This is a genomic window from Oscillibacter sp., from assembly GCF_040505565.1.
Lineage (GTDB): Bacteria > Bacillota > Clostridia > Oscillospirales > Oscillospiraceae > Oscillibacter.
Map to the genome: position 1 here is coordinate 35,342 of NZ_JBEUWZ010000021.1, position 13,809 is coordinate 49,150.

At 58.3% G+C, this 13,809-nt stretch carries 15 protein-coding genes; 5 read left to right on the forward strand and 10 right to left on the reverse strand.

Features of this window, described 5'->3' with window-relative positions; genetic code table 11:
• Positions 1–93 precede the first annotated feature (93 nt).
• Positions 94–522 (forward strand): divergent PAP2 family protein, encoded by a 429-nt coding sequence (locus ABWQ15_RS10990; RefSeq protein ID WP_353908814.1) that lies wholly within the window; start codon positions 94–96, stop codon positions 520–522.
• 198 nt (positions 523–720) lie between these two features.
• On the opposite strand, the gene ABWQ15_RS10995 is transcribed toward ABWQ15_RS10990, so the two are convergent.
• The 5 genes from ABWQ15_RS10995 to ABWQ15_RS11015 form a co-directional block, all read right to left on the reverse strand.
• Positions 721–2,061: a 5-bromo-4-chloroindolyl phosphate hydrolysis family protein gene (locus ABWQ15_RS10995; protein ID WP_353908815.1), complete on the reverse strand. Its 1,341-nt coding sequence runs from the start codon at positions 2,059–2,061 to the stop codon at positions 721–723.
• A gap of 5 nt (positions 2,062–2,066) precedes the next feature.
• Positions 2,067–2,276, reverse strand: coding sequence for a DUF896 domain-containing protein (locus ABWQ15_RS11000; RefSeq protein ID WP_353908816.1), 210 nt, complete (start codon positions 2,274–2,276; stop codon positions 2,067–2,069).
• Between the two features lie 46 nt (positions 2,277–2,322).
• The gene (locus ABWQ15_RS11005; RefSeq protein ID WP_353908817.1) at positions 2,323–3,120 is read right to left on the reverse strand and encodes a YlmH family RNA-binding protein; all 798 of its coding nucleotides are present in this window, start codon (positions 3,118–3,120) and stop codon (positions 2,323–2,325) included.
• On the reverse strand, positions 3,113–4,864 hold the full coding sequence (locus ABWQ15_RS11010) for an ABC transporter ATP-binding protein (protein WP_353908818.1): 1,752 nt from the start codon (positions 4,862–4,864) through the stop codon (positions 3,113–3,115). The genes ABWQ15_RS11005 and ABWQ15_RS11010 overlap by 8 nt, the downstream gene beginning before the upstream one ends.
• Before the next feature lie 162 nt (positions 4,865–5,026).
• Positions 5,027–5,884, reverse strand: coding sequence for a hypothetical protein (locus tag ABWQ15_RS11015; protein ID WP_353908819.1), 858 nt, complete (start codon positions 5,882–5,884; stop codon positions 5,027–5,029).
• Positions 5,885–6,049: 165 nt separating this feature from the next.
• Here ABWQ15_RS11015 and ABWQ15_RS11020 point away from each other — a divergent pair, with 165 nt between their 5' ends.
• The 3 genes from ABWQ15_RS11020 (at position 6,050) to ABWQ15_RS11030 (ending at position 8,571) form a co-directional block, all read left to right on the forward strand.
• Positions 6,050–7,141, forward strand: coding sequence for a PfkB family carbohydrate kinase (locus tag ABWQ15_RS11020; protein ID WP_353908820.1), 1,092 nt, complete (start codon positions 6,050–6,052; stop codon positions 7,139–7,141).
• Positions 7,142–7,224: 83 nt separating this feature from the next.
• Positions 7,225–8,151, forward strand: coding sequence for a pseudouridine-5'-phosphate glycosidase (locus ABWQ15_RS11025; RefSeq protein WP_353908821.1), 927 nt, complete (start codon positions 7,225–7,227; stop codon positions 8,149–8,151).
• 57 nt (positions 8,152–8,208) lie between these two features.
• On the forward strand, positions 8,209–8,571 hold the full coding sequence (locus ABWQ15_RS11030) for a DUF1294 domain-containing protein (protein WP_353908822.1): 363 nt from the start codon (positions 8,209–8,211) through the stop codon (positions 8,569–8,571).
• Positions 8,572–8,642: 71 nt separating this feature from the next.
• Here the strand turns inward: ABWQ15_RS11030 and ABWQ15_RS11035 are convergent, their stop codons facing one another.
• The 3 genes from ABWQ15_RS11035 to ABWQ15_RS11045 are packed head-to-tail and all read right to left on the reverse strand — an operon-like array spanning position 8,643 to position 10,832.
• A complete protein-coding gene (locus tag ABWQ15_RS11035; protein ID WP_353908823.1) occupies positions 8,643–9,230 on the reverse strand; it encodes a chromate transporter in 588 nt (195 codons plus the stop codon).
• Positions 9,227–9,769 carry a chromate transporter gene (locus tag ABWQ15_RS11040; RefSeq protein WP_353908824.1) on the reverse strand — a complete coding sequence of 181 codons (543 nt, stop codon included), beginning with the start codon at positions 9,767–9,769 and terminating at the stop codon, positions 9,227–9,229. The genes ABWQ15_RS11035 and ABWQ15_RS11040 overlap by 4 nt, the downstream gene beginning before the upstream one ends.
• Before the next feature lie 58 nt (positions 9,770–9,827).
• Positions 9,828–10,832, reverse strand: coding sequence for a biotin--[acetyl-CoA-carboxylase] ligase (locus ABWQ15_RS11045; protein WP_353908825.1), 1,005 nt, complete (start codon positions 10,830–10,832; stop codon positions 9,828–9,830).
• Between the two features lie 223 nt (positions 10,833–11,055).
• Here ABWQ15_RS11045 and ABWQ15_RS11050 point away from each other — a divergent pair, with 223 nt between their 5' ends.
• On the forward strand, positions 11,056–11,613 hold the full coding sequence (locus ABWQ15_RS11050) for a biotin transporter BioY (protein ID WP_353908826.1): 558 nt from the start codon (positions 11,056–11,058) through the stop codon (positions 11,611–11,613).
• A gap of 63 nt (positions 11,614–11,676) precedes the next feature.
• Here the strand turns inward: ABWQ15_RS11050 and srtB are convergent, their stop codons facing one another.
• On the reverse strand, positions 11,677–12,690 hold the full coding sequence (srtB, locus tag ABWQ15_RS11055) for a class B sortase (protein ID WP_353908827.1): 1,014 nt from the start codon (positions 12,688–12,690) through the stop codon (positions 11,677–11,679).
• Positions 12,691–12,710: 20 nt separating this feature from the next.
• On the reverse strand, positions 12,711–13,772 hold the full coding sequence (locus ABWQ15_RS11060) for a type IV pilus twitching motility protein PilT (RefSeq protein ID WP_353908828.1): 1,062 nt from the start codon (positions 13,770–13,772) through the stop codon (positions 12,711–12,713).
• Positions 13,773–13,809: the final 37 nt, after the last annotated feature.

Below are 13,809 nucleotides of genomic sequence, written 5' to 3' on the forward strand. Positions count from 1 at the left end.
ATGATCTGATCATGCTATCGTACCAGCAATTGCCGCGCAGCGCGCACATTCCATAGAAGCCAAGTCCGACACGACAGGAGGCATCGACGCAGCATGAGTCTATGGGAAAACCACATTTTGGTCAACGCCATGATCGCCTGGATCATCGCGCAGGTCTTAAAGGTGATTATCTACGCTCTTATGAATCGGAAGCTGGACATTCGCCGTCTGTGCGGAGACGGTGGAATGCCCAGCGGACACTCCGCAACGGTGACGGCGATGGCGGTCACCGCCGGGATGGAATGCGGCTTGGACTCGGCGGCGTTTGCCGTGGCGGCGATCCTTGCAATTATCGTCATGCACGACGCCATGGGCGTCCGCTTGGAGGCCGGGAAACACGCCAAAGCGCTCAATGAGCTGCTGGAATTGTTTAGCAGCGACCTTGAAAGCGACATAAAGATGAAGGAATTTCTGGGACATACTCCTCTTCAGGTTGCGTTCGGTGCTCTGCTGGGTTTGGTTATCGCGCTGATCTTAGGCTGATTCGGGGATTGTACATCCGTCAGGACCGTGACAGCGGAGACCGCGGCTGTCAAAAATGCAGCAGCTCCTGGAGCCGCCGCAATGCTCAGATAAATAGCAGGGCGGCAGAGAAATAATCTCTGCCGCCCCGTTTTCTTTTACATCACTGCTTTTCTTCATCTGCGCATTATTAGCGTCCAGACGTTCCGGCTGGGCGTCCTATTCCTCCTGCATCTGGGCCGCTGTGCCTCCCAGATCCACATCGCCCGCACTGGTGGACTTGGGGGCCGTCTGCGCCGATCCGCCAAGGCCGAAATCCTTCTCAACGCTGGCGGTATCCCTGTGAAGCATGGTTTCCATCACCCGGATGTCGCTGTCCACATCCATGGCGTCGGTTTTATACAGCTCGTCCAACTGATGTTCGAATCCCTCCACGATGGAATCCATGGTCTTCTCGATTCTCTGCTTTGCCTGGCGCAGATTTTCGCCCTCCACGCCTGCGGCGTCAAACTCCGCATAGGCATCCAGAAGCTTTTGCGTGGTGGGCAGATAATAGTTCAGGAATGTATCAATGCGGCTGCGCTTTTTAGGGTCCTCCTCCACCGCCCGGAAGATGCGTGCGGTGATGTCCTCCAGCCGATCGATCTTCGCGGTCAACACCGGATCGGCGATTCGGTCATTGGCCCGGCGGATATTCCGCAGGATGCCGGAGTAGCCCTCCTCCGTCTCCTTGGGCGGCTCTTGAGCGGCGGACTGAGCTTCCCGCTGTTTTTTCAGCTCCGCGTCCGCCTGACTGCTGCGGAAGAAGTAGCCCAGACTCCGGTCCAGATATGCCTGACCGCCGAAATATCCCCGGTCGATCATCTTTTCAAGGTCCTTTTCCACGCGCTTTTCCGACCAGCCCAGCTTTCGGCTCAGCGCCGTGAGAGAAACGGCCTCCGTCTCTCCCATGACCGCCAGATAGCGGGCGTAGCGGTGCATGTTTGCGTCCATTTTCAGTCCGCCGCAGAACATACCCAAGCCGCCCACCGCAATGGCCAGGTATTCCAAAAAATCCCAAATATTTCCTGCAATATAACCAGAAAACACCATGTCAGCCGGATTGGTGGCAGCCAGAAATCCCATAGCCATGACCACCAGGCCGATGATCTTCATCTTCCGGGCGTTGGACTTTTTGGTGGCCGGTGACCTCACCATATTCTGCGCAGCGGTTCTGGCGCGGCTGTCGGCGGCATACCGGGTGTCCCGCGCGGCGTCTCTGGCAGCATGCCGGACAGTCCGGGCGGCGTCGTGGGCGGCATGCCGGGCATCTCGGACGGCGTCCCGCGCGGCATCTCTCGCATCCCGGGCGGTATCCCGGGCAGTATACGACTGCTCTGCGGAGTAATCCACCTGTAAAGGCGGAGGAGCCGTATAGTCCTGCCTGTTCTTGTTGTCGTTTCCAAACAGTTTGGCAAACAGCAAAAACAGCGCCACAGGCCAGATACCGATGGCGAACAGGAACACAATCAGCGCCCAGGACCTCCAACCGCCCTCATGGCTTTGATTTCCGCAAGCCATCGCTCTCACTCCTCTTTCTTCCTCAGTTTTTCTCTGGAACCGTTGGGCCGCTGGATGTATGTGTTGTCCAGCTGTCCCTGTAAATTTCCCAATACGGCATCTACGTACTCCCGACGCAGGGCTGCGCGTTCCGCCGTCTCCCGCTCAGTCAGGCCCTCCGGCGTTTTGGCCTTGCGGGCCAGCTCGTTAATCCGGTCGATCCGCTTTTGCTCCATGCTATTTCCTCCCTCTCAGGCATCTGCGCGTTCCCGCGCAAACACCTTACACATAGCGTTTGATGACAATGGAGGTCCGTCCCTTTTTTGTCACGCCGCCAACCTCCGCCACCTTGAACTTTCCAAGGCCCCGGGCAGTGACGGTGTCTCCCTCACCCAGCAGTCTGTCCGGTTTTGTACAGTCCTGCCAGTTTACCTGCACCTTGCCGCTCTCGATCAGCGCCGAAGCCTTTCCCCGGGCCATCTTGAACCCGGTGGCCGCCACGGCGTCCAGCCGGAGGCTCATCACCGTGTCCCGTACTTCCTCGCAGGTCTCCTCCGGTGCGGCCAGGTCCGTCATCTCGATGGCGGAAACGCTCAGCTTCGCCCGTCCCGCCTGGTCCCAGCTCTGCAACAAAAAGTTCTCCACGCTCTCCAGTACGATCAGGTCGCAGGATTCCTTGCCCACCAATATGTCCCCGGTCTTTTCCCGGGTAATGCCCATGCCCATGAGACTGCCCAGAATGTCCCTGTGGCTGAGGTCGTACTCCGGGCGGTACTTGGCCCGCAGACATCGGAGGGGACTCTGCTCCGCCGCGCTCTGCACGTCCAGCCAGTCCGGCAGGAACAGGATCATCTTCCGCTCCGCGCCCTCGTAGCCGCCCATGGTCACATACTCCGTTCCGCCGACTCCCGCCAGATTCAAAAGCATCTCCGCGGAAGTCTGCTCCTGAGGAGAGAGAAAATCTGTCGCGGTGGGAATGTTACGGCTTTGGGCCTGCTCAAGCCGGTCCAGAACCCGGGCCAGGGTCAACCGCTCCTCGCCGTTTTTTGCCACCCTGTCCAGCAGCTTTGTTTTATCCATGCTGTAACTCCTGTGTGCGGTAAAGCGCCGCGTAGGCGCCGTTTTTCGCCAGCAGCTCCTTGTGGGGTCCCTGCTCCACAATCTCGCCGTTCTCCACCACCAGAATCCGATCCGCGCCGTGGACGGTGGAAAGCCGGTGGGCAATGATCAGGGTGGTACGGTCCTTGGCCAGACGATCAAAGGCGGACTGAATTTTTGCCTCCGTCACGCTGTCCAGCGCGGAGGTCGCCTCGTCTAAAATCAGCACCGGCGGGTCCTTCAAAAAGATGCGGGCGATGGAGATACGCTGCTTCTGCCCGCCTGAGAGAAGGGTGCCCCGCTCCCCCACATAAGTATCAAACCCCTCCGGCAGAGCGCAGATATCGTCATAGATCTCCGCTTCCTTCGCGGCCTTGAAAATCTCCTCCTCCGTGGCGTCCGGCCGTCCGTAGCGGATGTTCTCCAGAACGCTTGCGGCAAACAGGAACACCTCCTGCTGCACAACACCCACGTTCCGCCGCAGCGAGCGCTGGGTCACATGGCGCACATCTTTCCCATCCAGCTTCACGCAGCCCTCGGACACGTCGTAAAACCGGGGGATCAGCTGACAAAGCGTGGATTTTCCGCCGCCGGAGGGCCCTACCACCGCCACGGTCTCGCCGGGGCGGATATGCAGATCGATGCCATGCAGCACCGGCAGCCCGTCCCGGTAGGCAAAGTCCACCTGATCCAAATCAATGCGCCCGTCCACCCGTTGAAGTTCTTCGGCATCGGGGGCATCCCTCAACTCCGGCTCAATGCGCATCAGTTCTGCGAACCGCTTCAGGCCCGCCGCACCGTTGGCAAACAGCTCCATGAAAGAGGAAAGCTTTCGGATGGGACTGACAAACGTCGTGATATACAGGCTGAAGGTGATGAGATCAATGGTATTCATCCGCCCCTGCATGATGAGCCAGCCACCCACGGCGATTACCGCCGCCTGCAAGATGCAAAGAAAGAACTCCATGGCGGCGTTGAACCGGCCCATGGCCTTGTGAAACATCCGCTTGGAAGTCTTGAAGGTCTCGTTGGAGCGGTCAAACTTGTGCAGCTCCGCCTGCTCGTTGGCAAAGGCCTTGGCAGTCCGAATGCCGGAAAGGCCGGACTCAATGTCCGAGTTGATGGCGGCGGTCTTCCGCTTCACCGCGTCGGAGGCATCTCCCATGGACCTTCGGCAGCTCCAGACCACGGCAAAAAACACCGGCAGGATCAGGGCAATCACGATGGCCAGCCGCCACTGGATGGAGAACATCACCGCAAGGGAGCCGATGATGGTAACTGCGGAAATGAACAGGTCCTCCGGTCCGTGGTGGGCCAGCTCCGTAATATCGAAAAGGTCCGCAGTGAGACGGCTCATCAGCTGGCCTGTGCGGTTTTTATCGTAGTACCCAAAGCTCAGATCCTGCATGTGGTGAAAGAGGTCCCGGCGGATGTCCGCCTCCACCAGAATGCCGAACGTGTGGCCATAATAGCTGATCACATAGCTCAGTCCCGCCCGGAGCGTAAACGCCGCTACCACGACGGCCATGACTCCGAAAAATGCCTGCCATGCGTTTGCCGGCAGCAGCGAATACATGCACCACCGGGAGACGAATGGAAACGCCAGGTCAATCAGCGACATCACCAGCGCACAGGTGATGTCCAAAAAGAAAAGCCGCCGGTGGGGTTTGAAGTAGCTTATAAAAATTTGCAGCATGGAATGTTTTTGAAACTCTTTGGTGGTCATGCTCTCTCTCCTATTTTATTCAGATGCAGCCCGGAACCGCGATAGCCGTGCAGATATAATGCGAAGTTTATTATACCATGGTCATCCCCTGCGTGCAACAAGGAATCCCGGCCAAATGCAGCGCATTCGGCCGGGATTCCACCATTTTGAAGCGCCGCACGGTCAGGAAACAGCCTCGCTTCCCACGGCATAGTCCGACCAGACTCCGTTTTCCGGCCAGACGCACATGCAGTCGGAAAAGAAATCCGCACCGTCGCCGCCGCGCCACTTCTGCGCATCGAACTGAAGCACCGGCAGACTGTAACGCTCCTCGTCATGACTGTGATTCTCCGCGATGGAAAAGAAGACGCCGTCTTTCCAGGAGAGTTCCGCCCGGTCAATATAGCCCTGCTTTGCCAGCTCATCGAAGGTTCCGCTCAGAGGTGCGGCGCCGTGAAGCTGGGCAAACCGCCATGCGACGGCGGCCTTCTCCGCCGCCGATAGGTCTCCGGGCGCTCGGCTCAGGTCCACGCCAACATAGGGCACCGTGCCGCCGCCCTCCATTCCGTTCAGCCCCGGGTCCGTGCTCCACAGGTCATCCAGCACCTTGAGCCAGAGTCCGCACAGGTCGGTATATCCGCCGCCCGGCGGCGTCTGCGCCCGGAGGGACGAGACGTTTGCAAGCTGCGCGGGATAGGTCTCCAGTACGGTGCCGGAGTAATCCACCTCCACCGTCATGCCGTCGGTCAGATCGGCGGCAGAGGCTTTCTCTCCGTCCACCGCCACCGGAATGTCCCCCACCGTCAGCGTGTACACGCCGCTCCCCGCTCCATCCAGTTCCGCCAGCAGCAGGTTGCCGTCCTCCGCCCCGTCCACAATGCGGCAGGACATGACTGTTCCGGCGGACTGACCCTTGGAAGAATCCGGGCTCGCGTCGACCATCGGTGCAGCGGATATTCCTCCGCCTGCGGCAGCTTGCCCGCAGGATGTCAGCGTCAGGCACAGGGTGAAAATCAACGGGAGTACTCTCTTCTCTTTCATCCGGATCAGCCTCCTTTCCTGTTTAGACGGAGATGAAAACCGATCGGTTCCCCATCCGGGATTTTTTGCATGGAATAAAACGGATTTTCCCTATTGACAAATTGCTCGAAACGCGTAAAATAAACATGTGATTATAAATTATCAAAATGTTTAGAAGGTGACACCATGACACAACGCGAACGCCAGCTTCTGAACTGGATCAAGGAAAACCCCCTGATCTCCCAGCAAGAGTTGGCTGAAAAGGCGGGCATTACCCGGTCCAGTGTGGCGGTACACATCTCCAACCTGATGAAAAAGGGCTGCATCGCCGGAAAGGGCTACATTGTCCGCACCGCACCCTACGCGGCGGTGGTGGGCGGCGTGAACATGGACATCGGCGGCTGGCCGTCGGAGACACCGGTGGCTCACGACTCCAATCCCGGCCGGGTTCGCATGAGCCTTGGCGGTGTGGGGCGCAACATTGCCCATAACATGGCCCTTCTGGGGCTGGATGTGCGGCTGCTGACGGTATTTGGCGACGATCTGAACGCGCAGAAGATCGCCGCAAGCTGTGCGGAGCTTGGCATCGACATCTCCCACTCCCCTTTCCTGCCGGATGAGCACACGTCCACCTATCTGTTTATTAACGACGAGCGGGGCGACATGTCCCTGGCCGTTAACGATATGGATATTTACAGGCGCCTGACGCCTCAGTTTCTGGCTCAGAGGCAAAAGCTTCTGGACGGGGCGCAGGTGGTGGCGGCGGACACGAACCCTCCAGCAGAGACGCTTCGCTATCTGGCGGACCACTGCACGGCCCCCATTTTCTGCGATCCGGTCTCCACCGTGAAAGCGGAAAAGCTCCGGCCCATTTTGGGAAAGCTCCACACTCTCAAGCCCAACCGCATCGAGGCGGAGCTGCTTTCCGGCGTGAAGATCCGCGACAAAAAGAGTCTGCGTCTGGCGGCGGAAAGGCTGCTGGAAACCGGATTGCGGCGGGTGTTTATCTCCCTGGGGAACGACGGCGTTTTTGCCGCCGATCATGAACGGGCAATCCATCTGCCAGTCATTCCCGGAACCATGGTGAACACGACCGGCTGCGGCGACGCATTTATGGCCGCCATCATCTATGCATATCTGCGGGGTACGGATTTGGCGAACACTGCCCGGATGGGACTGGCTGCGGCATCCATCGCCATGGAGAGCGACGAAACCATCAATCCGGCAATGCGGGAGGACGAACTGCTCCGCCGTGTCGAAACGGTCAAGATGCTCTGATCGCCCTTTCATGGCCGGTCGCCTCTTACTCTTTAAATAACAATCTGTTATGTTTTAAAAAAAATATACATGGAGGAATCATTATGCTGAACAAATATCTGGATGTTGCCCCTGAGGTGCGTTCCGCGCTGGACGCGGGCAAACCCGTTGTGGCGCTGGAATCCACCATCATCTCCCACGGCATGCCCTATCCCCAGAATGTGGAGACAGCACTGAACGTGGAAAAAATCATCCGGGACAACGGGGCCGTCCCCGCCACCATTGCCGTTATCAAGGGCCGTCTGAAGGCAGGCCTTTCCAGGGAGGAGATCGACTATCTTGGCAGGACTGGCCACGCCGTTCCCAAGGCCAGCCGCCGGGATCTGCCGGTTCTGGTGGCGCAGGGCCGGGATGGCGCCTGCACCGTTACCACCACCATGATTATCGCACACCTCGCCGGCATCTCCGTCTTTGCCACCGGCGGCATCGGCGGCGTACACAGGGGCGCGGAAACCACCATGGACATCTCCGCCGACCTGGAGGAGCTGGCCCGCACCCCCGTCATGGTCATCTGCGCCGGGGCCAAGTCCATTCTGGACCTGGGGCTGACTCTGGAGTATCTGGAAACCCACGGCGTCCCCGTCATCGGCTACGGCACGGAGGAACTCCCCGCGTTCTACACCCGGAAGTCCGGTTTCAAAGTGGATTATGAGCTGGACACTCCGGAGGAGCTGGCAAGAGCCTTCCATGTCAAGCAGGAGATGGGCCTTGGCGGCGGCATGCTGGTGACAAATCCCATTCCCGAGGAATACTCCATGGACGCGGACGTCGTCAACAAGGCCATCAGCGAGGCCATTGAGGACGCGAAGAAGCAGGGCATCCACGGTAAGGAAACCACCCCCTTCCTGTTGGCGAAGATCAAGGATCTCACCGGAGGAGATTCTCTGGACAGCAACATTCAGCTGGTGTACAACAATGCTCGGCTGGCGGCGAAGACCGCAATCTCGCTGTGCGATCTTGCAAAGAATTGAATTCTCTGATAAAATGAGCTGGCCGGGAAACCGGCCAGCTCTTTTCAGGAGGTTGTCATGCAAACAAATCTCGACATACAGCCGAAGGCCATCGGAGATGCACTGCTGGCCTTCGTGGGTTCCCCATGGGGGCTTTTGGCCACGTGGCTGCTGGTCATCAATTTCATCACGCTTCTGGTCTTTGGCCTTGATAAGTGGAAGGCAAAACGGAAGGAGCATCACGAGTCCACCCGGCGGGTGCCGGAAAAGACTCTGTTTCTGCTCAGCGCCGCAGGGGGCAGCGTGGGCGCGCTCCTTGGCATGAAGATCTTTCACCACAAGACACTACATAAGACGTTTCGCTTTGGCATTCCGGCCATTTTACTTTTGCAGATCATCGTCGTCGCAGGAATCTGGGTCTATTTTCACTCCGCATGGTAAGGATACTTAAAAGGGTGCCGTCGTCTTTTGAACGACGGCGCCCTTTTTTCAATCACGCAACATGCAGGTGCTCACGCCCCGCCAAAATGGAACACAACCCCGACGACGGCGGCGACTCCGATAAATATAATGGGATGCCACCGCTTTGTCGGCTTTACCCAATTGGTGAACACCAACAGGATACCCGCCAGAATCAGCCCCCGCCAGTTGAATAGGCCGGCCCAATTCACACCCGTCGCCGACACGGCGGCGGTATTTACCAGCGTTTCCACGATCACGCCCGCACAGGCCGCACCGATCAGCCCGGTGGATGCGGGGCGCAGCCCGTAGAACGCGAATTCCACATATTTATTGTGCCGGAATTGCTGCAATATCGCCGCGATAATCAAAATCACAATAATGGAGGGCGCCACCTCACCCACGGTTGCGATCACCGCACCCGGAACGCCGGCCACCGTGAACCCCACATAGGTCGCCATGTTGATACCGATCGGTCCCGGCGTGGACTCCGACACCGCCAGCATGTTCATCAGCTGGGACTGCGTATACCAGCCGGTGGACTCCCCAATGTGGGCCAGAAACGGCAGCGTCGCCATTCCGCCGCCTATAGCGAAGAGGCCGGTTTTGAAAAATTCCCAGAAAAGCCGGAGATAAATCATGCTCTTTTCACCTCCAGCTGCTTGAGCACAATGCCCGCCAGCGCGGAGAGCACCACAAACACCACCGGCGACACGTTCAGCGCGCAGCCGCCCGCCAGCACCAGCAGAAAAATCACCAGCGTCCGCTTGTCCACCACGGACTTTTTCAGCAGCTTCACCACCGCGTTGAGAATCAGGATACACACGCACACCTGAATCCCCGCAAAGGCATTTCGCACCCACACAAGATCGGAGAAGTTGTTGATGAGGCCCGCCAAAATTGAAATAATGATCAGCGACGGGAACACCACTCCTATGGTTGCCACCACTCCGCCCAGCACACCATAGAGCTTTTGGCCCACGAAGGTAGCGGTGTTCACCGCGATGATGCCGGGCGTGCACTGGCCGATGGCAAAGTAGTCCGTCAGTTCCTCCTCGTTGGCCCAGTGCTTGTTCTCCATCACCTCCCGCTGCAAGATCGGCAGCATTGCCATTCCTCCGCCGAAGGTCATCACCCCGATTTTCGCAAAGGTGATAAACAGCTCCCAATACTTCTTCAATTCGGTCTCCTCTTTCATTTTCCAGTCTTTTCTGCCATCGCCGAAAAAAGTTTCAGTGTCAGTCAACGTATCCGTACATGCCTCTGACGGAGACTTCTCCGGTGCGGACGGTCCGCTCCGACCCGTCCTCCAACTTCACGACCAGTCCGAACTCGTCGTCGATATCCAGCGCCCGCGCCATCTCACGTCTCCCGTCGGAGGAGATCAACTGTACGGTCTTGCCAAGCGTCACGCAGTCCCGCCGATAGTCGTCCAGATACCGCCGGGTATCTCCCCGACAGATGTCCGCGTACAGCCGGTCCAGCGCCCGGATCTCCGCCGCGGCCAGCGCCGGACGGGAAACAGGTCTGTCCAAAACCATATCCAGCGAAACGGCAACTTCCTCAAGCTCCGGCCCGAAGTCCTCCGGCGTCTGGTGAACGTTGATTCCCATTCCGATCACCAGATACTGAAGCCGGCCACTCTCTCCCTCCAGCGCCATCTCCGTAAGAATGCCGCACAGCTTTTTCCGTCCGATTATCAGATCGTTGGTCCACTTGATCTGCGGCCGGATGCCGCAGACCTCCTCCACCGCGCCGCATAAGGCCACGGCGGCCTGCGCTGTGACGCAGGTTAAGCGGTCCAGCGGCACCTCGGGCCGCAGGAGCACAGACAGCGCCACCAGCTTTCCCTTTGGGTTCCGGAACGCTCGATCCATGCGGCCCCGTCCGCCGGTTTGGCAGTCCGCCGTGACCACTGTGCCGTCCGGCACCCCGGACAGGGCCTGTTTTTTTAAATAGGTATTGGTGGAATCGACGCTCTCAAGGCAGATCAACTCCTTCCCCACCAGCATGGTCTCGCCCAGAAAGCCGCGTATTTCCTTTTCCGTTAGCGCGTCTGGGGATGCGGTGAGCCGGTATCCCAGACTGGTCCGGGCCTCGATGGTATAGCCCTCTTTTCGCAGGGCATCCACCGCCTTCCAAACAGCCGCCCGACTCAGCCCAAGCCGCTCCGCGATCTCCTCCCCAGAGAGGTAGTCTTTCGGGCGGCTCTTCAGTAGCTCCAGTACCTTTTGACGGCTCATGAGGTCCGCCTCCTTCCACAAATTCTCTGTTAGCATACCATATTCTGCCCACTTTGTAAACCTGCCCAAAATTGTAAACCTGCCCAAAATTGTAAACCTGCCCAAAATTGTAAACCTGCCCAAAATTGTAAACCGAACGAAAAAACATGGTTGACATTTAAAAAAATTGTGATATTCTAAATGTAAACTATCTAAATTTAAAAGGTTTACAATAGGAGGCATCATGAAAACAAAAATGCTGATTCTGACCGCTCTGTTTGCGGCGTTGACCGCCGTGGGCGCGTTCATCAAGATCCCGTTTCTCTATTCCGCCATCACGCTTCAATTCTTTTTCACCGCTCTGGCCGGGGTCCTGCTGGGAGCCAGGTACGGAGCCCTCAGTCAACTGGTTTATGTGGCGCTGGGACTGCTGGGCCTGCCCATCTTTACCGCCGGCGGCGGCTTTGGGTACTTCCTCTACCCCACTTGCGGCTTTTTGATTGGTCTGATTCCCGCCGCATGGGTGATCGGCAAGCTGACGGCGGGCAGCCGGTCTCTAAAGCGCATCATTCCGGCGGCTCTGGCGGGACTGGCTGTTTTATACGCGGTGGGCCTTCCCTACATGGCAGTCATTCTGAACGTCTATATGGGCAAGAGTATGGGCACAGGAGCTATTCTGATGGCGGGCATGATTCCCTTCCTGCCCGGCGATATGGTGAAAATTCTTGTGGTGGGCATCCTCAGTCCCAAGCTGCTGCCCCATGTGGGAACCCATCCCGTCAAAGCGGAGAATCCGTCGTAAAACATCCAAGTGAAAAGTGTCCCGCGAACGAAGAATCTCGTCCGCGGGACACTGCGTTTTTGCTCATGGGGCCACGTCGGTTTCGGAGGACGCGGGAACCGCCCCATCCGGTCCCTGTTCGGAAGAGGACGCGCCGCTATCCGGCTGGGTGGAAACCGCTCCGGTATCCGCGCTTTCCGCCACGGCGGAGGTATCCGGCTCCGCAGATGTCTCCGCAGATGAGTCGGGAACAGTCTTTGCAGAGGGTTCCTCCTCCTCCGTACCCTGCAGCCGGGCCTGAATCACCCAGCGGGTGGCGTGGCCGTTGCCGGTGCAGGTGGAGAGGGTGACGATCTTGTCGCTCACCGTCGGGACCACACCAGTGTCGTAAAGCGACTGAGCCAGACAGTAGTCGATATACGCCTGCTTCGTGCTGTCGCTCTGCTGACCGATGCGATAGGTATCTCCTTGAGTACTGACCTCGTAGGCGGCAAAAATGTCATACTTCCGGGCGCCGCTGTCGTCGGTGATGTAAACACAGGGGTGGCTTTTATAATAGCTCTTCTGCTTGTAGTATTTCAGCCCCGCAAACATGGACCCGTCGTTCATCCGGTGTCCGTAAATAATGGTATTGAAGTCGGAGAGATCCCGGCTATTGCTGTACTCCAGAAAAACAGCCCCCACCACGCTATTCCACTTTTTCCATGTGTGGGTCAGGTAATACTCATTATCCGTACCCTGCACCAGCGGATAGGAGATCCTCGTACCGGGAATCAGAATCCAACCAAGCACATCGCCGTTGACCTCCCGCAGCGCGGAAAAGTCCATGTCGGCCAGGGCATCGGCGTAGGGGTCCACGTACACCGTCTTGGGTACGGAGGTAGTGGCAGACGAAGAGGAGGCAGCGTCAGGCGCGGAGGATGAGGCAGTCGGCGCGTCCCCCGCCTCCGAAAAGTCCGGCAGACCCGCCAGCTCCTCCGCCTCGGAATAGGTTTCCTCCCCCTCCCGGTACTGGATCATCTGTCGGATCAAAACCGCTGCGCTGCTCACAAACACAACAGCCAGCAAAGCGATCAGTATTTTACGCACTCTCTTCATAGCCCCGCTCCCTCCATGCCCTATTGCGCATCCAGCCTGCGCTTGAGCTGATCCGGGTTATCCGCATAGTCCAGGGCGGTCTCCCGTGTGATCTTTCCGTCCCGGAACAGATTCAGAACGGACTGGTCCATGGCAAACATATTCTCCGCCCCAGCGGTCCGCATTTCGTTGTCGATCTGATAGGTCTTGCAGTCCCGGATCATACTGCGCACGGCGCTGTTCATGGTCATCAGCTCAAAGGCCGGTTCCAACCCGCCGCCGGTTCCGGGCAGCAGCTGCTGGGACGCCACCGCCCGCAGCACCATGGAAAGCTGCGTCCGAATCTGAGACTGCTGCTGGCTGGGGAATGCGTCCACGATGCGGTCGATGGTGTTCACCGCCCCCTTTGTGTGCAGCGTGGCGATGACCAAATGCCCGGTCTCCGCTGCGGTCATGGCAGTGCGGATGGTTTCGTTGTCCCGCATCTCACCCAGAAGAATCACATCCGGAGCCTGCCGCAGGCTTGCCCGCAGGGCGGAGATGTAATCCGCCGTGTCGATGGTGACTTCTCTCTGGCTGACAATGCTCTTTTGATCCCGGTGGAGAAATTCGATGGGGTCCTCCAGCGTGATGATGTGGCCGTCCCGGGTCCGGTTGATGCGGTCGATGAGGCACGCCTGCGTGGTGGACTTGCCGCTGCCCGCGGTTCCGGAGACGATCAAGAGGCCGTGAGTCTCCTCCGCCATGGCCATAATGCTCTCCGGTATACCAAGAGCACGGTAATCCGGGATATCAAAGGACACCATCCGAATCACGGCGGCCATGGAGCCCCGCTGGCGGTAAGTGTTTACACGAAACCGGGCCAGGCCCGACAGCGCAAAGGAAAAGTCGTCGTCCCCGGTCCTTAAAAACTGCTCCAGCTCCCGGTTTGCCAGCCGGTAGACCTCCCGGATCAGCCGCTCTGTGACGTCCGACAAAACGCGCCCCTCCGTCAGGGGCCTGATGTGTCCGTCCAGTTTTTCACACACCGGACCGCCGGCTACAACAAAGAGATCCGAAGCCCCGTCGCCCACCGCTTTCTCCAAAAAATCCTTCAATTCCATAGGTCTATCTATTCCTTTCGCTGGGCAATCCCAATCA